This is a genomic window from Streptomyces sp. Qhu_M48, assembly GCF_051305195.1.
Classification (GTDB): domain Bacteria; phylum Actinomycetota; class Actinomycetes; order Streptomycetales; family Streptomycetaceae; genus Streptomyces.
This window is the reverse complement of sequence record NZ_CP195432.1, coordinates 5,724,117-5,743,517: the sequence shown is the minus strand read 5'-3', so window position 1 is coordinate 5,743,517 and position 19,401 is coordinate 5,724,117. Positions and strand designations below refer to the sequence as shown.

The following is a 19,401-nucleotide window of genomic DNA, read 5'->3' as shown; positions in this document are numbered from 1 at the left end:
AACGGAGGAAGGAGGCCGTTCCGCATGAGCCCCTTTACCGGCTCCACCGCCCGCACGGAGCGCTGGCGGCACCTGCGCCTCGACATCGACCGGGGCGTCGCCACCGTCACCCTCACGCGCCCCGCGAAACTCAACGCCCTCACCTTCGGCGCCTACGCCGACCTGCGCGACCTCCTCGCCGAGCTCTCCCGCGAGCGGGCCGTCCGCGCCCTCGTCCTCGACGGCGAGGGACGCGGCTTCTGCTCCGGCGGCGACGTCGACGAGATCATCGGCGCCACCCTCTCCCTCGACACCGCCCAGCTCCTCGACTTCAACCGGATGACCGGACAGGTCGTCCGGGCGCTGCGCGAGTGCCCCTTCCCCGTCGTCGCCGCCCTCCACGGCGTCGCCGCCGGAGCCGGGGCCGTCCTCGCCCTCGCCGCCGACTTCCGGATCGCCGACCCCACCACCCGCTTCGCCTTCCTCTTCACCCGGGTCGGGCTCTCCGGCGGCGACATGGGCGCGGCGTACCTGCTGCCCCGGGTCGTCGGCCTCGGCCACGCGACCCGGCTCCTCATGCTGGGCGAGCCCGTCCACGCGGCCGAGGCCGAGCGGATCGGCCTGCTCTCCGAACTCACGGAGGAGGACCGCGCGGGGGAGCGGGCCGCCGCACTCGCCCGCCGTCTCGCCGACGGACCCGCGCTCGCCCTCGCCCAGACCAAGGCGCTGCTCACCGCCGAACTCGACATGCCGCTGGCCGCCTCGATCGAACTGGACGCGGCCACCCAGGCCCTGCTGATGAACGGCGCGGACTACGCGGAGTTCCACGCCGCCTTCACCGAGAAACGCCCCCCGAACTGGCGGGGGCACTGAGCATGCACGGCACCGCCCCGGGCACGGGCGAAGACACCGGCACCGACACCGCCCCGCCTCCAGCCGGCGGCACCGGCACCGCCCCGGGCACGGGCGAAGACACCGGCACCGCCCCGCGTCCAGCTGGCGGCACCGGCCCCCGCGCAGGCGGCACCGGCGCCGGGCCCCGGGCCGCCCCCTCCCGGATCGCCGTCGTCGGGGGTGGGCCCGGGGGGCTCTACGCCGCCGCCCTGCTCAAGCGGCTCGACCCCGGCCGCGAGGTCACCGTCTGGGAGCGGAACGCGCCCTCCGACACCTTCGGCTTCGGCGTCGTCCTCTCCGACGAGACCCTCGGCGGCATACGGGACGCCGACCCCGTCGTGTACGAGGCGCTCCGCCGCGACCTCGTCCGCTGGGACGACATCGACGTCGTCCACCGGGGCCACCGCACCACCTCCACCGGCCACGGCTTCGCCGCCCTCGGCCGCCGCCGGCTCCTGGAGATCCTGCACGCCCGCTGCGCGGACCTGGGCGTACGGCTCCGCTTCCGCACCGAGGCCCCGCCCGCCGAGGCCCTCGCCGCCGACCACGACCTGGTCGTCGCCGCGGACGGCGTCCACAGCCGCACCCGCGAGGACCACGCCGCACACTTCCGCCCCCGGATCACCACCCACCGCTGCCGCTACATCTGGCTCGCCGCCGACTTCGCCTTCGACGCCTTCCGCTTCGAGACGGCCGAGACCGAGTACGGCGTGATGCAGCTGCACGCCTACCCCTACGAGGCCGGTGCCTCCACCGTCATCGTCGAGATGCGCGAGGAGGTGTGGCGGGCCGCCGGGTTCCACGAACTCGACGAGGCCGAGTCCACCGTCCGCTGCGCGAAGATCTTCGCCGAGGCGCTCGGCGGCCGCGAGCTGCGCTCCCACCGCTCGGCCTGGACCGCGTTCCGTACCGTCGTCAACGCGCACTGGTCGTACGGCAACACCGTCCTCATCGGCGACGCCGCCCACACCGCGCACTTCTCCATCGGCTCCGGCACCAAGCTGGCCGTCGAGGACGCCGTCGCCCTGGCCCACAGCCTCCGCGACCACCCCGCCACCGCCGAGGCCCTGGCCGCGTACGAGGCCGAGCGCCGTCCGCTCGTCGAGTCCACCCAGCGCGCGGCCGCCGCCAGCCTCCACTGGTTCGAGGAGCTCGCGGGCCACGTCGACCGGCCGCCCCGCCGGTTCGCCTTCGACCTCCTCACCCGCAGCCGCCGCGTCACCCACGCCAATCTGCGGCTCCGCGACCCGGCGTTCACCAGCACCGTCGAAAGCGACTTCGGCTGCCCGCCCGACACCCCGCCGATGTTCACCCCGTACCGGCTCCGCGGACTGACCCTGCGCAACCGGATCGTCGTCTCGCCCATGGACCAGTACGTCGCCGAGGACGGTCTCCCCGGCGACTTCCACCTCGTCCACCTGGGGGCCAGGGCCCTCGGCGGCGCCGGACTCGTGATGACCGAGATGGTCTGTGTGAGCCCCGAGGGCCGGATCACCCCCGGCTGCACGGGCCTGTGGACCGACGAGCAGGCCGACGCCTGGGCCAGGATCACCGCCTTCGTCCGCGCGCACGCGCCCGGCACCGCGCTCGGTGTCCAGCTCGGCCACTCCGGCCGCAAGGGTTCCACCCGGCGCATGTGGGAGGGGATCGACCAGCCGCTGCCCGACGGCAACTGGACGCTGGTCGCCGCCTCGCCCCTCCCGTACCGGCCCGGGGTCAGCCAGACGCCCCGCGCCCTCGACCGCGCCGGACTGACCGCCGTGCGCGAGGAGTTCGCATCCGCCGCCCGGCGCGCCGCCCGCTCCGGCTTCGACCTCCTCGAACTGCACTGCGCCCACGGCTATCTGCTCTCCGGCTTCCTCTCCCCGCTCACCAACCACCGCACCGACGCGTACGGCGGCGACCTCGCCGGACGGCTGCGTTTCCCGCTGGAGGTCTTCGACGCGGTGCGGGAGGTGTGGCCCGAGGAGCGCCCCATGACCGTCCGCGTCTCGGCCACCGACTGGGCCGAGGGCGGGACGAGCGGCGAGGACGCCGTCGAGATCGCCCGGGCCTTCGCCGCGCACGGCGCCGACGCGATCGACGTCTCCACCGGACAGGTCGTCCCCGACGAGACCCCCGCCTACGGCCGCTCGTACCAGACCCCGTACGCCGACCGCATCCGCAACGAGACCGGGATCCCCGTGATCGCGGTCGGCGCGATCTCCTCCTGGGACGACGTCAACTCCCTGCTCCTGGCGGGCCGAGCCGACCTGTGCGCCCTCGCCCGCCCGCACCTCTACGACCCGCACTGGACCCTGCACGCGGCGGCCGAACAGGGCTACCGTGGCCCGGCCGCCCCCTGGCCGGCCCCGTACCGCGCGGGCAGCCGCCCGCCCCCGACCGGCCGCCGTGACACCGTGTGAGCGCTCATGCCTCCTGAGGAGGGTCCCCGGACACGAACGGCTGCACGAATGCGGCGCCCCGGTCCCGCAGCAGCTCGTGCAGGGCCGCGAAGACCTCCGCCGAGCGCCGGCCCGGCCAGTCGTCGGGGAGCAGCTCCGCCGGGAGCACCGGGTCCGCGTACGGCAGCCGCCGCCAGGAGTCCAGGACGAGGAGATAGTCCCGGTAGGCGTCCTCCGCGCCCGCCGGGGCCGTCCGCCAGGCCCGTAGCACCGGCGCGTGGGCCGCGAGGAACTCCTCGTGGAGCCGGGCGATCGCCGGCAGGTCCCACCAGCGGGCCACCGCCCCGGCCGTCGCCGCGTACCCGAGGTGGTCGCCCCGGAAGAGGTCCACGTACGGGGAGAGCTCCAGGCGCTCCAGGGCGTTCCGGGTCTCCTCGTACAGCCGGGCGGGCGCGATCCAGACGCCGGGCGCGGCCGTGCCGAAGCCGAGACGGGCCAGCCGGGAGCGGAGGAGGTGCCGCTTGTGCCGCTCGGCCTCGGGGACGGAGAAGACGGCGAGGACCCAGCCCTCGGAGAGCTTGGGCTCGGTCCGGGCGTAGATGCGGCGGTCGCCGTCGTCCAGGAGCCGGCGGGCGTCCTCCGAGAGGGCGTATCCGGCGGCCCCGTCGGCCGTCCGGCCCGGCAGGAGAAGTCCCCGCCGCTTCAGCCGCGACACCGAGGAGCGCACGGAGGGCGCGTCCACCCCGAGGACCGCGAGGAGCCGGATGAGCGCGGCCACCGGCATCGGCGACCCGTCGGGCGTACGGCCGTACGCGCCGTAGAGGGAGACGATCAGGGATCGGGGAGTGTGCTGCTCGGCCACGTGATCACTTTAGGGGGTGGCTCGCGGACGGCGCCTTCTTCCGGTGGGCCGGTGCCTGTCAGGGGGCGCCCGGCTCGCCGACCGCGCCCCGGGCGTCCGGTGCCGCGTTCGGTGTGGCGACGGTGTCCGCCGCCGCGTCCGGTGCCGTGTCCGTGTTCGGTGCCGCGTCCGGTGTCGCCACGGACGCCGCCGCCGTGGCCGGTGCCGCCTCCTCGCGCAGCCGGAAACGCTGGAGCTTGCCCGTCGGGGTGCGGGGCAGGGCGTCCAGGAAGACGATCTCCCGGGGCGACTTGTACGGGGCGAGCCGGGCGCGCACGAAGGCCCGCAGCGCGGCCGCCGTGCTGGAGTCGCGCGGCACCCCGTCCCGTACCACCGTGTACGCCACGACGACCTGGCCGCGCAGGGTGTCCGGGCGGCCCACCACCGCCGTCTCCACCACGTCGGGGTGATCCAGGAGCACCTCCTCGACCTGGGGGCCCGCGATGTTGTACCCCGCCGAGATGATCATGTCGTCGGCTCGGGAGACGTAGCGGAAGTAGCCGTCGGGCTGGCGGACGTACGTGTCCCCCGTGACGTTCCACCCCTCCTTCACGTACTCCGCCTGGCGGGGATCGGCCAGATAGCGGCAGCCCACCGGGCCGCGCACCGCGAGCAGCCCCTCCTCGCCGTCCGGGACTCCGCGCCCGTCGCGGTCCACGATCCTGGCCTGCCAGCCGGGCACCGGCCGGCCGGTGGTGCCGGGGCGGATGTCTCCGTCGGCGGCGGAGATGAAGATGTGCAGGAGTTCGGTCGCGCCGATGCCGTTGATCAGGCGCAGGCCGGTCCACCGGTACCAGGCGGTCCAGGTGGCCTCCGGCAGGTTCTCGCCGGCCGAGACGCAGCGGCGCAGGGAGCTGACGTCCGGTGCGGCGCCCTGGGCCAGCTCGTCGAGCATGACCCGGTAGGCCGTCGGGGCGGTGAAGAGCACCGACACCCGGTGCCGCTCGATCGCCGCGAGCAGCTGCTTCGGGCCGGCCTGTTCGAGGAGGACCGCGCTCGCCCCGGCCCGCAGGGGGAAGACGACGAGCCCGCCGAGGCCGAAGGTGAAGGCGAGCGGTGGCGAACCGGCGAAGACGTCGTCGGGCAGCGGGCGCAGGACGTGCGCGGAGAAGGTGTCGGCGACGGCCAGGACGTCCCGGTGGAAGTGGACGCAGCCCTTGGGCCGGCCGGTCGTCCCGGAGGTGAAGGCGATCAGGGCCACGTCGTCGGCGGCCGTCGCCACCGCCTCGTAGGGTCCGGGGCGGCGGGCGGCGAGGGTGAGCAGGTCGTCGGGGCCGTCTCCGCCGAAGGGGGTGATCCGGAGCCCCGGTATCCGGGCCCCGAGGAGCTCGTCGACGACGTGGACGTCGCAGAGCGCGTGGGTGCAGTGGGCCGCGTCGGCCATCGCGGCCAGCTCGGGGGCGCGCTGCTGGGCGAGGACGGTGACGGCGACGGCGCCCGCCTTCATCACGGCGAGCCAGCAGGCGGCCAGCCAGGGGGTGGTGGGGCCGCGCAGGAGGACCCGGTTTCCGGGCCGGACCCGCAGGTCGGAGGTGAGGACGTGGGCGATGCGGTCGACCCGGTCCTGGAGTTCCCCGTAGCTCCAGACGCCGCCCTCGCCGTCGTGGAAGGCGGGGCGGTCGGCGCCGAACCGTTCCACCGTGCGGTCGAGGAGTTCCGCGCCGCAGTTGAGCCGGTCCGGGTAGGCGAGCTCGGGGAGGTCGAAGAGGAGGCGCGGCCACCGGTCCGGTGGCGGCAGCCGGTCGCGGGCGAAGCTGTCGAGGTGGGCCGAGGGTGTCAGCTCCATGAGTCCGTCCCCCTGTCGTGGTGGGGTCGCCCGTCGCTCCACGAGCGTATCGTGTTGGTGACGGCAGTCAACGGTTCGCGACAAGGGTGGCCGGGAGCACCCGGAGGAAGGCGCCGGGCGGCGCAGGGACGACGGCGCCCGACGGCGCGGGGACGAAGACGCCCGAGGGCGTCGGAGAGGGCCCACATGCCCGCATTCTCGCTCGATCCGGAACAGATCACCTGGTGTGCGGAGCTCCGCGCGCTCGCGGCCGAACGGCTGAGGCCCCTCGCGGAGAAGGGCGAACCCGGCCGGGTCAACCGCCCCCTCGTGGCCGCCCTGGGCGAGTCGGGCCTCCTGGCCCGGCTCTTCGACGCCGGCGCCCTCGAACTCTGCCTCCTGCGCGAATCACTCGCCCGGACCTGCACGGAGGCCGAGACCGCCCTCGCCCTCCAAGGGCTCGGCACCCACCCCGTCGCCGCCTTCGGCACCCCCGCGCAGCGCGCCCGCTGGCTCCCCGAGGCCGCCGCCGGACGGGCCGTCGCCGCCTTCGCGCTCTCCGAACCCGGCGCGGGCTCCGACGCCGCCGCCCTCGCCCTCGAAGCCGTCCCCGACGGAGCCGGCGGCTGGCACCTGCACGGCGAGAAGCAGTGGATCTCCAACGCCCCCGAGGCCGACTTCGCCACCGTCTTCGCCCGCACCACACCGGGCGCCGGCGCCCGGGGCGTCACCGCCTTCCTCGTCCCCGCCGACCGCCCCGGCCTCGGCGGGGAACACCTCGACATGCTCGCCCCGCACGCGCTGGGCACCCTCACCTTCGACGGCGTCCCCGTCGGCCCCGAGGACCTCCTCGGCGAACCCGACCGGGGCTTCCGGGTCGCCATGCACACCCTCAACCTCTTCCGGCCCAGCGTCGGCGCCTTCGCCGTCGGCATGGCCCAGGCCGCCCTCGACGCCACCCTCGCCCACACCGCCGCCCGCCCCGCCTTCGGCGGGCGGCTCGCCGACCTCCAGGCCGTCGCGCACCGGGTCGCCGAGATGGCCACCCGCACCGAGGCCGCCCGCCTCCTGGTGTACGCGGCGGCCGAGGCGTACGACCAGGGGGACCCGGACGTCCCCCGCCGTTCGGCGATGGCCAAGCTGCTCGCGACCGAGACCGCCCAGTACGTCGTCGACTCCGCCGTCCAACTCCACGGCGCCCGCGCCCTGCAACGCGGCCACCTCCTCGAACACCTCTACCGCGAGGTCCGCGCACCCCGGATCTACGAGGGCGCCACGGAGGTCCAGCGCACGATCATCGCCAAGGAGCTGTACGCGTCACACGCGGCGCCCGAGCCCCAGGCACCGGGCCCTCACGCGGCGGCTCCTTCCCCGGCGCGCGGCCCGTCGCACGGGGGGCGCGCCCCCGACCCGTCCCGGACGCCCGCCCAGCCGCACCGCGGGCCCGACCCCGCCGACCCGTCCCGGACGCCCGCCCAGCCGCACCGCGGGCCCGACCCCGCCGACCCGTCCCGGACGCCCCGTCAGGAGGAGCGCACCTCATGAGCCTTCACCGGCACAACCCCGCCGAACTCGCCCCGCCCGCCGGCTTCACCCACGCCGTCACCGCGACCGGCAGCCGCTTCGTCTTCCTCGCCGGACAGACCGCGCTCGACACCGACGGCACGATCGTGGGGGAGACCCTGCCCGAGCAGTTCGCCACCGCCCTGGGCAATCTGCTCACCGCCCTGCGCCACGCCGGCGGCGCCCCCACCGACCTCGCCCGCGTCACCGTCTACACCACCGACGTCGACGACTACCGCGCCCACACCCTCGAACTCGGCCGCATCTGGCGCCGGTCGGCGGGCCGCGACTACCCGGCGATGGCCGTCATCGGAGTCGTACGCCTCTGGGACGAACAGGCCCTCGTGGAGCTGGACGGCTTCGCGGTCCTGGACGAACCCGCGCACGCTTGATCAACTGGTCGGCCGTACGGGCCGGGCTTAGTGTCGAAAGGTGGACCGACCGGCCCACGGCTGCCACAGGTGAGGGCGTTTCGCGCCATGAACAGCCATGACTAGTACTCCGAAGCCGACCCCCACGGCGACCGCACCCCGCAAGGGCGGGGGAGACGGCAAGGGCATCGCGCTCTTCGTGATCGCGTCCTGTCAGCTGATGGTGGTTCTCGACATCACCATCGTGAACATCGCGCTGCCGCACATCCAGACCGCACTGGACTTCTCCACCACCAGCCTGGCCTGGGTCGTCAACGCCTACACGCTGACGTTCGGCGGTCTGCTGCTCCTCGGCGGGCGCGCGGGCGACATCCTCGGACGCCGCCGCGTCTTCATCTTCGGCGTGCTGCTCTTCGGAGCCGCCTCGCTGCTCTGCGGTCTGGCCCAGAGCGAGTGGCAACTCCTCGCCGCCCGTGCGCTGCAGGGCGTCGGCGGTGCCATCGCCTCGCCGACCTCCCTCTCGCTGATCACCACGACCTTCGACGAAGGCCCGGAACGCAACCGGGCGTTCGGCGTCTTCGCGGGCGTCTCCGCCGGTGGCGGAGCGATCGGCCTGGTGGCCGGCGGCATGCTCGTCCAATGGCTCGACTGGCGCTGGATCTTCTTCGTGAACGTCCCCATCGCCCTGGTCATCGCCTTCCTCACCCCCCGTCACGTCAAGGAGTCCGCGCGGCGTCCCGGCCACTTCGACCTCACCGGCGCGCTCACCTCGACCCTCGGCATGGTGGCCCTCGTGTACGGGTTCATCCGCGCGGCCCAGGAGGGCTGGCGCGATCCGTACACGATCGGTTCGTTCGTCGCGGCGGTCGTCCTCCTGGCCGTGTTCATCCTGGTCGAGCGCCGCTCCCAGCAGCCCATCACACCGCTGCGGATGTTCGCCGACCGCAACCGCTCGGGCACGTACGCCATCATGCTGTGCCTGGCGGCGGCGATCTTCGGGATGTTCTTCTTCCTCACCCTGTTCGTGCAACAGGTGCTGGGCTTCAGCCCCCTGGCGACGGGCATGGCGTTCCTGCCGGTCAGCGCGATCATCGGGGTGGGCGCCGGGCTCACCTCGAACCTGCTGCCCCGCTACGGGCCGAAACCCTTCATGGTGACGGGTTCGGTGCTCGCGGCGGCGGGCCTGGCCTGGCTGACCCTCACGGACGTGAACTCCACGTACCTGGGCAGCATCCTCGGCCCGATCCTCGTCTTCGGCCTCGGCATGGGCTTCATGTTCGTCTCGCTGACCATCATGGCCCTGTCGAACGTCGAGCAGCGGGACACGGGCGCCGCGTCCGGTCTGCTCAACGCGATGCAGCAGGTGGGCGGTTCGCTGGGCCTCTCGATCCTGGTCACCGTCTTCGGCACGGCCAGCCGCAACGAGGCGGAGGTCCAGGTACCCGCCTTCCTCTCCCAGGCGGGCCCCCTGGAGAAGGCCCAGTTCGCCAAGTCGGGCGTGCTCCCACCGCCGTACGGTGACCAGGTCCTGACCTCCGGCGTCTCCGCGGGCTTCGTCACGGCGGCCGTGTTCGCCGTGGTCGGCGCCCTGATCTCCCTCTTCGTCATCAAGGTCCGCCAGTCGGACATCGACCGCCTCAAGGGCGGGGCCATGGTGCCGCCGGGCGGGTGAGTTCCGGTGCCGCCGGAGGGCGGCGGAACGCGGTGCGGCCCCCGGCGGGAATCACTCCTCGCCGGGGGCCGCTCCGCTGGGACTGCTCGGGTCAGCTCAGATCCTGGAACGAGCCCCAGCCGCCGGTACCGACGATCGTGCCCGCGCCCAGGGCGTTCGGGTAGAAGTACAGCTTGCCGTCGCCACCGGTGGACCAGATGTCCGAGGTCCCGTCACCGTTGGCGTCGGGTACGGCGGTGAACAGCGGACGGTTGGCCGGGGTCCAGCCCGTACCGATGACCGTCGCCGTGCTTCCGCTCCCGAGGCCGGTGCCGTCGGGGGTTCCGGGGTAGAGGCGGAGCTCGCCGTTGGCGCCGTTCCGTGCGATGAGGTCGACGTCGCCGTCCTTGTCGCGGTCACCGGGAGCGGCGATCGTGAAGTTGGTCCAGCCACTGGTACCGATGAGTACCGGGCCCTTGACGCTGTCGAGCCGGTGGTCGGCCGACCCGAAGTAGAGCCACAGCCTGCCGCCCTCCCTGACCAGGAGGTCGGGGTGACCGGGGACGTCGATGACGCCGTCGGCGTTCGTGTCCAGCGGGCCGTCCACGTCACCGATCGCGAGGATCTGGGAGGCCTCGGCCCAGTAGAAGAACGGCATCCTCGGAAGCCTGGCCAAGGGAAACTTTTCCGACGCCTGGAAGAACGTGAAGGACTCGGGTGCGGGACGATGGGTCGCCGAGAACGGCGACTCGATCAAGCTCTGGGCAGGAACCGCAGCATTCGGGGTCTGTGTCTTCGCCACAGCCGGCGCATGCCTGGTCGCGGGCGCTGTCGTCCTGGGTGCCGGAGTCGCGGTGGACGCGTTCTCGAACGTGGACATGGACGGGGAGTACTGGAAGAAATTCGGCGTCTCGGCAGCGATCACCGTGGGTGGAGGCGGGGCAGGTCGACTCCTCGCGAACCGTGGCCGCCGGGGCGCGGTAGGAGGATGGGCAACTTCTCCCCATGTCACGCGTGTCGTGGGGGCTGCTCGGCATTCGGCTAGCGCCGCGAAGCATGCCGCGCCTCGAGTCGCGACGGCTTGGGGCCCGACACTCACCAACTACGGAGGGAACTTCTTCCTCACGGGTGGGACGTGCGGAGCAGCTGCTTGGAGCAATGCCAATGCGGGATACTGTCCGTGATGTCTTCCTCCAGCCACCGATACCGCGGGCTCTTCATCTCGCGCAAGTCCGATGGTTCGCTGCATCTCCGCAGAAAGGGGACGGTCGTTTCCGCATGGGCTGCGATGGCAGCGCTGGACCCGGTACTGCTGCTAGCCGGGCTTGCCGCAGTTGAGGAGCAGGGTTTCACCGGGTCGGGGCTCCTCATCTTCCTGGGGATCTTCAACGTCGTCTGTGTTCGCTCCGGACTCCGTCCGAGAGTTGTTCTGGAACCGAACGGAAAGGTTCAGGACGTGACGCCCCTTTCCTCCGCTCGCGTGCGGATCGCGAAGAGCGGAGACATCGAGGTGTCACGGAACGGCCTTGCCGTCCTGCAGGAAGGGCGTCCGCATTACGTCTGGTCCTTCTCCGCGAGCGCTATCGGAGCAAGGTCGGCGCAGAGTGCCCGGAAGGCGATTCTGGACTGGCTCCCACCGGAACGAGAGCGGGCGGGCCTGATGAGCCGGCGGGAGACGCGCAGACGCATTTACGTAACGTGGAGTGACGTCGCCGTGATGGCGACACCCGTCGCGCTCGGCTTGCTCGTGTCCCGCTGAGGCACTCCAGGTTCCGGAGCGTCTGGTGGAAGTGCCGGGATCGCGAAGAGCCCCCGCCGGTACCCGGCGGGGGCTTTCCACCGTACTGCCTAGATGTCCCGGAAGATCTCGATCTGCGCCCCGATCGAGTTCAGCCGCTCCGCCAGGTCCTCGTAGCCGCGGTTGATCACGTACACGTTCCGCAGGACCGACGTGCCCTCCGCCGCCATCATCGCCAGGAGGACGACCACCGCCGGGCGCAGCGCCGGGGGGCACATCATCTCGGCGGCGCGCCAGCGGGTCGGGCCCTCCACCAGGACGCGGTGGGGGTCGAGGAGCTGGAGGCGGCCGCCGAGGCGGTTGAGGTCCGTGAGGTAGATCGCGCGGTTGTCGTAGACCCAGTCGTGGATCAGCGTCTTGCCCTGGGCCGTCGCCGCGATGGCCGCGAAGAAGGGGACGTTGTCGATGTTCAGGCCGGGGAACGGCATCGGGTGGATCTTGTCGATCGGCGCCTCCAGCTTGGAGGGGCGGACCGTGAGGTCGACCAGGCGCGTGCGGCCGTTGTCCGCCGCGTACTCGGCCGAGCGGTCGTGGTCGAGGCCCATCTCCTCCAGGACCGCGAGCTCGATCTCCATGAACTCGATCGGCACCCGGCGGATCGTCAGCTCCGACTCGGTGACGACGGCGGCGGCGAGCAGGCTCATCGCCTCGACCGGGTCCTCCGAGGGGGAGTAGTCGACGTCGACGTCGATCTGCGGCACGCCGTGCACGGTGAGCGTGGTGGTGCCGATGCCGTCGACGCGGACGCCCAGCGCCTCCAGGAAGAAGCACAGGTCCTGGACCATGTAGTTGGAGGAGGCGTTCCGGATGACCGTCACCCCGTCGTGGCGGGCGGCGGCGAGGAGCGCGTTCTCGGTGACGGTGTCCCCGCGCTCGGTCAGCACGATCGGGCGGTCGGGGGCGACCGAGCGCTCGACCTGGGCGTGGTAGATGCCCTCGGTGGCCGTGACGTCGAGGCCGAAGCGGCGCAGCGCGATCATGTGGGGCTCGATCGTGCGCGTACCGAGGTCGCAGCCGCCGGCGTACGGCAGCTTGAAGCGGTCCATGCGGTGCAGCAGCGGGCCGAGGAACATGATGATGGAGCGGGTGCGGATCGCGGCCTCGGAGTCGATCGAGTCCATGTCCAGCTCGGCCGGCGGCACGATCTCCAGGTCTACGCCGTCGTTGATCCAGCGGGTGCGCACCCCGATGGAGTTGAGCACCTCCAGGAGCCGGAACACCTCCTCGATGCGGGCGACCCGGCGCAGCACCGTGCGGCCCTTGTTGAGGAGGGAGGCGCAGAGCAGCGCGACGCAGGCGTTCTTGCTCGTCTTGACGTCGATCGAGCCGGAGAGCCGGCGGCGGCCGACGACCCGGAGGTGCATCGGTCCCGCGTATCCCAGGGATACGATCTCGCTGTCGAGGGCTTCGCCGATCCGGGCGATCATCTCAAGGCTGATGTTCTGGTTGCCGCGCTCGATCCGGTTGACGGCGCTCTGGCTCGTGGCCAGTGCTTCGGCGAGCTGCGTCTGTGTCCAGCCGCGGTGCTGCCGGGCGTCACGGATGAGCTTGCCGATGCGTACGAGGTAGTCGTCTGCCATGGCGTCACGTTATCTCAGATATGAGATGACCCTTGTCGTTGGGGTGGGCCATCAGGGTGAGAGGTCGTGCGCGGTCGGGTGCTGCGGTTCGTACAGGGGCAGTTCGGTGCCGCTCGGCAGTCGGACGGCGGCGAGCAGGCCCCACCCCTGGTCGGTGATGGCGCGTGAGATCTCGGCGCCCCGGTCCTCCAGCTCCGTCAGGGTCCGGGTGAGGTCCTCGCACATGAGGTAGACCTCGTGCTTCGGCTCGTCCCGCGTGGGGTGCACCGCGACCTCGGCGGGCGGCAGTTTGAAGACGAGCCAGCCGCGCCCGGCGTCCACATGGGGGAAGCCGAAGACGTCCTTGAGGAAGGCCCGGTCGGCCTCCGCGTCCCGGGTGTAGAGGATCACGTGCGCGCCAGTGAACATGATCCGATCCTCGGCGCCCCTCCAGGTCCCGGCAATCCGCCGACGGCCGTACGGGTGCCCGCCCGTCCGGGTCACCCAGGGGCCCGCGCCGGTGACCGGCCGGGCGGGCCCGGGGTCCCGTCCTCTCCGGGGGTCGCGCCTTTTGTCGCGCCACGCGGCTTTTCCCCGACGGCTCGGGACGGCCGGGCATGACCCGGCGGCGGGGATGCACTAGAGTTATCTCGACATCGAGATAACTGCTTACGGCGCACCGTGGCCGCCCACCCGGTAAGGGTTACCTAACTAAGCCTTACCTTAGCGGATCGGCGAGGAGTCGTGGCGGCAGCATGGCGGTAATACGCGCACATTGATGAAGGAGACTGTCGTGTCGGCGAACAGCTTCGACGCCCGCAGCACGCTGCACGTGGGCGACGAGTCGTACGAGATCTTCAAGCTGGACAAGGTCGAGGGCTCCGCGCGCCTCCCTTACAGCCTGAAGGTCCTCCTGGAGAACCTGCTCCGCACCGAGGACGGCGCGAACATCACCGCCGACCACATCCGGGCCCTCGGCGGCTGGGACTCACAGGCCCAGCCGAGCCAGGAGATCCAGTTCACGCCGGCGCGCGTGATCATGCAGGACTTCACCGGTGTCCCCTGTGTCGTCGACCTCGCCACCATGCGCGAGGCCGTCGCGGCGCTCGGCGGCGACCCGGCGAAGATCAACCCGCTCTCCCCGGCCGAGATGGTCATCGACCACTCCGTCATCGCCGACAAGTTCGGCACGAACACCGCCTTCGCGGAGAACGTCGAGCTGGAGTACGGCCGCAACAAGGAGCGCTACCAGTTCCTGCGGTGGGGCCAGACCGCCTTCGACGACTTCAAGGTCGTCCCGCCGGGCACCGGCATCGTCCACCAGGTGAACATCGAGCACCTGGCCCGTACGGTCATGGTCCGCAACGGCCAGGCGTACCCCGACACCCTCGTCGGCACCGACTCCCACACCACCATGGTCAACGGCCTCGGTGTGCTCGGCTGGGGCGTCGGCGGCATCGAGGCCGAGGCCGCGATGCTCGGCCAGCCGGTCTCCATGCTCATCCCGCGCGTCGTCGGCTTCAAGCTGACCGGCGAGCTGCCGGCCGGCACCACCGCCACCGACCTGGTCCTCACGATCACCGAGATGCTGCGCAAGCACGGCGTCGTCGGCAAGTTCGTCGAGTTCTACGGCGAGGGCGTCGCCGCGACCTCCCTCGCGAACCGCGCCACCATCGGCAACATGTCGCCGGAGTTCGGCTCCACCGCCGCGGTCTTCCCGATCGACGGCGAGACCCTGAACTACCTCAAGCTGACCGGCCGCTCCGCGCAGCAGGTCGCGCTCGTCGAGGCGTACGCCAAGGAGCAGGGCCTCTGGCTCGACCCGGCCGCCGAGCCCGACTTCTCCGAGAAGCTGGAGCTCGACCTCTCCACGGTCGTCCCCTCCATCGCCGGCCCGAAGCGCCCGCAGGACCGCATCGTCCTCGCGAACGCCGCCGCGCAGTTCGCCCAGGACGTGCGCAACTACGTCACCACCGCCGACGAGGCGGGCAAGGAGTCCTTCCCGGCCTCCGACTCCCCGGCCGTCTCCAACGGCGTCCCGTCGAACCCGGTCGAGGTGACCGCCCCCGACGGCTCCACGTACACGCTGGACCACGGCGCCGTCACCGTCGCCGCGATCACCTCCTGCACCAACACGTCGAACCCGTACGTGATGGTCGCCGCCGCGCTCGTCGCGAAGAAGGCCGTCGAGAAGGGCCTGACCCGCAAGCCGTGGGTCAAGACCACCCTCGCCCCGGGCTCGAAGGTCGTCACCGACTACTTCGACAAGGCGGGTCTCACCCCGTACCTCGACAAGGTCGGCTTCAACCTCGTCGGCTACGGCTGCACCACCTGCATCGGCAACTCCGGCCCGCTGCCGGAGGAGGTCTCCAAGGCCGTCAACGAGCACGACCTCGCCGTCACCTCGGTGCTCTCGGGCAACCGCAACTTCGAGGGTCGCATCAACCCCGACGTCAAGATGAACTACCTGGCCTCCCCGCCGCTGGTCGTCGCGTACGCCCTCGCGGGTTCCATGAAGGTGGACATCACCAAGGACGCGCTCGGCGTCGACCAGGACGGCAAGCCCGTCTACCTGGCGGACGTGTGGCCGACCGAGGCCGAGGTCAACGACGTCGTGGCGAACGCCATCGGCGAGGACATGTTCAACAAGTCCTACCAGGACGTCTTCGCGGGCGACGCCCAGTGGCAGGCGCTGTCGATCCCGACCGGCAACACCTTCGAGTGGGACACCGAGTCCACCTACGTCCGCAAGCCCCCGTACTTCGAGGGCATGACGATGGAGACCACCCCGGTCACCGACATCGTCGGCGCCCGCGTCCTGGCCAAGCTGGGCGACTCGGTCACCACCGACCACATCTCCCCGGCCGGTGCCATCAAGGCCGACACCCCGGCCGGCAAGTACCTCACCGAGCACGGTGTGGAGCGTCGTGACTTCAACTCCTACGGCTCGCGCCGAGGCAACCACGAGGTCATGATCCGCGGTACGTTCGCCAACATCCGCCTGCGCAACCAGATCGCGCCGGGCACCGAGGGCGGCTTCACCCGCGACTTCACCCAGGCTGACGCCCCGGTGTCGTTCATCTACGACGCCTCGCAGAACTACCAGGCCGCCGGCACCCCGCTGGTCATCCTGGGCGGCAAGGAGTACGGCTCCGGCTCGTCCCGCGACTGGGCGGCCAAGGGCACCGCGCTCCTCGGCGTCAAGGCCGTCATCACCGAGTCGTACGAGCGCATCCACCGCTCGAACCTCATCGGCATGGGCGTCCTCCCGCTCCAGTTCCCGGCCGGCCAGAACGCCGACTCGCTCGGGCTGACCGGCGAGGAGACCTTCTCCATCACGGGTGTCACCGAGCTCAACGAGGGCACCACCCCGGCCACGGTGAAGGTCACCACCGACACCGGCGTCGAGTTCGACGCGGTCGTCCGCATCGACACCCCCGGCGAGGCGGACTACTACCGCAACGGCGGCATCATGCAGTACGTGCTCCGCAACCTGATCCGTGGCTGACCCGATCTGATCGGGTAGTACGGAAGCGGCACGGAAAGGGCCCCGCTCCTCGGAAGAGGAGCGGGGCCCTTTCGTTCGTCACGTGTTCGTTCGGATCCGGAGGATCAGAACATCAGGCGGTAGGTGTTCCAGCCGCTGGTGCCGATCACGACGCGCGGCTTGAACGGCGCGGCCGCGTTGCCGGTGCCCGAGTAGCGGTAGAGCTTGCCGGCGGTGTCGCGCGCGATCAGGTCGCTGCGCCCGTCCCAGTCGAGGTCGCCCACGCCCACGAGGGAGTTGTAGGAGCCCCAGCCGCCACCGATCTTGGTGCGACCGGTGAAGGGAGCCTTGTAGTCGCCCGTGCCCTTGTAGAGCCACAGGACGCCGGTCTTGTCGCTGGCGACGATGTCGGCCTTGCCGTCACCGCTCAGGTCGCCGACACCGGCGATCTGGTTGTAGGTGTTCCAGCCGCCACCGATCTTGGTGCGCGGGGCGACCTTGCCGTTGCCGTAGCCGAGGTACAGCCACAGCACACCGGCCGCGTCGCGGGCCACGATGTCCGCCGCCGCGCCGCCGCCGAGCTGACCCGGGGAGACGATCTTGTTGTACATGTTCCAGCCGCTGCCGATCGTCGTGAACGACGTGTCGGCCGACTCGCCCGAGGCGTAGGCCATCGTGCCGGAGGTGTACCAGATCCAGGTGTCGTCGGCGACGCCGTCGCCGTCGTTGTCCGCCTGCTGGGCGTTCTTGACGCTGCCCCAGGTGCCGGTGGCCCACTGGCGCGCCTCGTAGCCGCCGGAGCCGTTGGGCTCGTAGTAGTACAGGGTCGAGCCGGAGACGCCGCCGAGGAAGCGCAGCTCCGCGCCGTCCGCGGCCGCGGTGGTCGCTGCGGCGGAGGCGGCCGGAGCCGCGGTGGCCGGGTTGACGGCGGCGGCACCCTGGGGCGCGTCCGCCGCGACCGCGGCCGTCGTGGTGCCCACCAGGGCCGCCGTTATCGCGGCCACGGTGATACGGGACAGGACGCCCGTGCGGTTCAGGCCAGAAGAGTTGGCCACAAAGTACTCCAGATGCGAGATGAAACAAGGCAGGTTCCACCGTTCGTCGCTGCGTGAGGACGAATGAAGGCGGACCTCTATGATCCCGGATCGCCCTTACAGGACCTTCACCGGGCGGGGGGTCTGTGACACAACTGTTTCGATCCCGGTCGTATGACCCGTTTGTCATCCCGCGTCCGGGTCGTACTAGCGAGTCCCCTTCGGTACCCCTCAGTACGGGTAGGTCTGAGGTGGTGTCAAGGGTATGGACGGACGAGTGGTTGGACGAAACGCCGCAGATCCGGCGTGCTTATCCCGGAGGTCTCAACTCGGGAAAGATGGCCGTCAAAACCTGCTTTCGATCTTGCTCAGGCGAAGGGAAGTGGACTATACCTGTCGGCGTCCAGCCAGTCGTTTTCATCACACGACGGCCCGACGCCTGCACGACCCGGCTGCAAATGACCGCGGTGGCGGGGCCCTTCGCCTGTGGCGAGCGAGTACGGGCGACCGGTACACCGCCTGAGTCCTGAATGAAGGCGAGGACTTGAGCATGGGATCCACCTCCGCACAGACCAATGAGGGCCTTGGCCGTCGCGACCTGATCAAGCGTTCGGCCGCTATCGGTCTGATCTCCGTACCGACGATGGGCTTCCTCTCCGCCTGTGCGAGCAGTGACAGCGGTGGCAACGGAAAGGTCGAGAAGGGCACGAAGTCCGACAAGAACCCGCTCGCGGTGAACGAGTCGGCACCGCTCGACTTCGTCCTCTTCGACGGCGGATTCGGACAGCAGTACGCCAAGGACGCGGTCAAGATCTACGAGACCAATTACCCCAAGGCGAAGGTCAAGTTCACCCCCACCCAGAAGATCACCACCACGCTGCAGCCGCGCTTCAACGGCGGCAACCCGCCGGACCTCATCGACAACTCGGGCGCCGAGCAGATGGACATGGGTGTCCTCGTCGGCCAGAAGCAGCTCGCCGACCTCACCCCGCTCCTGGACGCGCCGTCCATCGACGACCCGGCCAAGAAGGTCCGCGACACGTTGCGGCCCGGCATCGTCGAGATGGGCCAGTTCGACGGCCAGCCGTGCTGGATCCTGAACTACGCCTACACGGTCTACGGCGTCTGGTACTCGCAGAAGCTCCTCGACTCGCTCGACGCGAAGTACCCGGAGACCTGGGACGAGATGCTGGCCGTCTGCGAGAAGGCCAAGAAGAAGGGCATCGCCGGCTGGACGTACGCGGGCAAGCACCCGTACTACGTGCCGTTCTCGCTCTACCCGATGATCGGCAAGGTCGGCGGCCGCGAGGTCCTGGACGCCATCGACAACCTGGAGCCGAAGGCCTGGGAGCACCCCGCGGTCAAGGCGTGTTTCGAGGCGTACTACGAGCTCGTCCGGAAGGGGTACATCCTCAAGGGCACCCCCGGTCTCGACCACATCCAGTCGCAGACCGCCTGGACCGAGGGCAAGGCGCTGTTCATCCCGAACGGCTCCTGGGTCGAGAACGAGGCCGCGAAGACCATGCCGGCCGACTTCGGTCTCGCGGTCTCCGGACCCACCGGCCTCGACGCCTCGGACAAGATGCCGTTCGGCACCATCTGGGCCGCGGGCGGCGAGCCCTTCATCGTCCCGGCCAAGGCGGCGAACCCCGCGGGCGGCATGGAGCAGCTGCGCATCATGCTCAGCGAGGCCTCCTCCAAGAACTTCACCCAGTCGGTGAAGTCCCTGACGGCCCTCAACGGCGGCACCGACGGCATCGAGCTCTCCCCGGGCCTGAAGTCCGGCGTCGCGGCGCTGGAGAAGGCCGGACAGAACGTCGTCAACCCGCGCCTTCAGGACTGGTACGTCGCCCTCCAGAAGGAGAAGATCGGTGTCGCCGGTATCGGTGAGCTGATGGCGGGCCGCGCGACCCCGGCCGAGACGATCAAGAAGATCCAGAAGTACGCCGACGAGGCGGCCAAGGACTCCTCGATCAAGCACTACAAGCACCAGTGAGCAGTGCCGGGGCCCCTTC

Annotated in this window: 14 protein-coding genes; 8 read left to right on the top strand and 6 right to left on the bottom strand. The window is 71.0% G+C overall.

Annotation, left to right across the window (positions count from 1 at the left end; genetic code table 11):
- Nucleotides 1-24 precede the first annotated feature (24 nt).
- Together ACRRSS_RS25970 and ACRRSS_RS25965 are read left to right on the top strand one after the other, a co-directional pair.
- Nucleotides 25-852, top strand: coding sequence for an enoyl-CoA hydratase family protein (locus ACRRSS_RS25970; protein WP_435973524.1), 828 nt, complete (start codon nt 25-27; stop codon nt 850-852).
- A gap of 2 nt (nt 853-854) precedes the next feature.
- The gene (locus tag ACRRSS_RS25965) at nt 855-3,278 is read left to right on the top strand and encodes a bifunctional salicylyl-CoA 5-hydroxylase/oxidoreductase (protein WP_435973523.1); all 2,424 of its coding nucleotides are present in this window, start codon (nt 855-857) and stop codon (nt 3,276-3,278) included.
- 4 nt (nt 3,279-3,282) lie between these two features.
- On the opposite strand, the gene ACRRSS_RS25960 is transcribed toward ACRRSS_RS25965, so the two are convergent.
- Together ACRRSS_RS25960 and ACRRSS_RS25955 are read right to left on the bottom strand one after the other, a co-directional pair.
- Nucleotides 3,283-4,119: a PaaX family transcriptional regulator gene (locus tag ACRRSS_RS25960; RefSeq protein WP_435973522.1), complete on the bottom strand. Its 837-nt coding sequence runs from the start codon at nt 4,117-4,119 to the stop codon at nt 3,283-3,285.
- 58 nt (nt 4,120-4,177) lie between these two features.
- Complete coding sequence (locus tag ACRRSS_RS25955; protein WP_435973521.1) at nt 4,178-5,944, bottom strand: AMP-binding protein; 1,767 nt, start codon at nt 5,942-5,944, stop codon at nt 4,178-4,180.
- A 186-nt stretch (nt 5,945-6,130) separates the two neighbouring features.
- Here ACRRSS_RS25955 and ACRRSS_RS25950 point away from each other — a divergent pair, with 186 nt between their 5' ends.
- The 3 genes from ACRRSS_RS25950 (at nt 6,131) to ACRRSS_RS25940 (ending at nt 9,529) form a co-directional block, all read left to right on the top strand.
- Nucleotides 6,131-7,468, top strand: coding sequence for an acyl-CoA dehydrogenase family protein (locus ACRRSS_RS25950; protein WP_435973520.1), 1,338 nt, complete (start codon nt 6,131-6,133; stop codon nt 7,466-7,468).
- Nucleotides 7,465-7,878, top strand: coding sequence for a RidA family protein (locus tag ACRRSS_RS25945; protein WP_351899107.1), 414 nt, complete (start codon nt 7,465-7,467; stop codon nt 7,876-7,878). Before ACRRSS_RS25950 ends, ACRRSS_RS25945 begins: the two co-directional genes overlap by 4 nt.
- A 97-nt stretch (nt 7,879-7,975) precedes the next feature.
- Nucleotides 7,976-9,529: an MFS transporter gene (locus ACRRSS_RS25940; RefSeq protein ID WP_435973519.1), complete on the top strand. Its 1,554-nt coding sequence runs from the start codon at nt 7,976-7,978 to the stop codon at nt 9,527-9,529.
- A gap of 91 nt (nt 9,530-9,620) precedes the next feature.
- Here ACRRSS_RS25940 and ACRRSS_RS25935 read toward each other — a convergent pair whose 3' ends face one another.
- A complete protein-coding gene (locus tag ACRRSS_RS25935) occupies nt 9,621-10,166 on the bottom strand; it encodes a hypothetical protein (protein ID WP_435973518.1) in 546 nt (181 codons plus the stop codon).
- A gap of 525 nt (nt 10,167-10,691) precedes the next feature.
- Here ACRRSS_RS25935 and ACRRSS_RS25930 point away from each other — a divergent pair.
- Nucleotides 10,692-11,267 (top strand): hypothetical protein, encoded by a 576-nt coding sequence (locus ACRRSS_RS25930; protein ID WP_435973517.1) that lies wholly within the window; start codon nt 10,692-10,694, stop codon nt 11,265-11,267.
- Between the two features lie 89 nt (nt 11,268-11,356).
- Here the strand turns inward: ACRRSS_RS25930 and ACRRSS_RS25925 are convergent, their stop codons facing one another.
- Nucleotides 11,357-12,886: a helix-turn-helix domain-containing protein gene (locus ACRRSS_RS25925; RefSeq protein ID WP_435973516.1), complete on the bottom strand. Its 1,530-nt coding sequence runs from the start codon at nt 12,884-12,886 to the stop codon at nt 11,357-11,359.
- 51 nt (nt 12,887-12,937) lie between these two features.
- Nucleotides 12,938-13,294: a VOC family protein gene (locus ACRRSS_RS25920; RefSeq protein WP_435973515.1), complete on the bottom strand. Its 357-nt coding sequence runs from the start codon at nt 13,292-13,294 to the stop codon at nt 12,938-12,940.
- Nucleotides 13,295-13,658: 364 nt separating this feature from the next.
- On the opposite strand from ACRRSS_RS25920, the gene acnA reads away from it, so the two are divergent.
- Nucleotides 13,659-16,373, top strand: coding sequence for an aconitate hydratase AcnA (acnA, locus tag ACRRSS_RS25915; RefSeq protein ID WP_435973514.1), 2,715 nt, complete (start codon nt 13,659-13,661; stop codon nt 16,371-16,373).
- A gap of 104 nt (nt 16,374-16,477) precedes the next feature.
- On the opposite strand, the gene ACRRSS_RS25910 is transcribed toward acnA, so the two are convergent.
- Nucleotides 16,478-17,407 (bottom strand): FG-GAP repeat domain-containing protein, encoded by a 930-nt coding sequence (locus ACRRSS_RS25910; protein WP_435973513.1) that lies wholly within the window; start codon nt 17,405-17,407, stop codon nt 16,478-16,480.
- Nucleotides 17,408-17,936: 529 nt separating this feature from the next.
- Here ACRRSS_RS25910 and ngcE point away from each other — a divergent pair.
- Nucleotides 17,937-19,382 (top strand): N-acetylglucosamine/diacetylchitobiose ABC transporter substrate-binding protein, encoded by a 1,446-nt coding sequence (gene ngcE, locus ACRRSS_RS25905; RefSeq protein WP_351899089.1) that lies wholly within the window; start codon nt 17,937-17,939, stop codon nt 19,380-19,382.
- Nucleotides 19,383-19,401: the final 19 nt, after the last annotated feature.

Coding starts and splice junctions, on each gene's coding strand:
- ACRRSS_RS25970 (WP_435973524.1), top strand. CDS start 25: ATGAGCCCCTTTACCGGCTCCACCGCCCGCACGGAGCGCTGGCGGCAC.
- ACRRSS_RS25965 (WP_435973523.1), top strand. CDS start 855: ATGCACGGCACCGCCCCGGGCACGGGCGAAGACACCGGCACCGACACC.
- ACRRSS_RS25955 (WP_435973521.1), bottom strand. CDS start 5,944: ATGGAGCTGACACCCTCGGCCCACCTCGACAGCTTCGCCCGCGACCGG.
- ACRRSS_RS25950 (WP_435973520.1), top strand. CDS start 6,131: ATGCCCGCATTCTCGCTCGATCCGGAACAGATCACCTGGTGTGCGGAG.
- ACRRSS_RS25945 (WP_351899107.1), top strand. CDS start 7,465: ATGAGCCTTCACCGGCACAACCCCGCCGAACTCGCCCCGCCCGCCGGC.
- ACRRSS_RS25940 (WP_435973519.1), top strand. CDS start 7,976: ATGACTAGTACTCCGAAGCCGACCCCCACGGCGACCGCACCCCGCAAG.
- ACRRSS_RS25935 (WP_435973518.1), bottom strand. CDS start 10,166: ATGCCGTTCTTCTACTGGGCCGAGGCCTCCCAGATCCTCGCGATCGGT.
- ACRRSS_RS25930 (WP_435973517.1), top strand. CDS start 10,692: ATGTCTTCCTCCAGCCACCGATACCGCGGGCTCTTCATCTCGCGCAAG.
- ACRRSS_RS25925 (WP_435973516.1), bottom strand. CDS start 12,886: ATGGCAGACGACTACCTCGTACGCATCGGCAAGCTCATCCGTGACGCC.
- ACRRSS_RS25920 (WP_435973515.1), bottom strand. CDS start 13,294: ATGTTCACTGGCGCGCACGTGATCCTCTACACCCGGGACGCGGAGGCC.
- ngcE (WP_351899089.1), top strand. CDS start 17,937: ATGGGATCCACCTCCGCACAGACCAATGAGGGCCTTGGCCGTCGCGAC.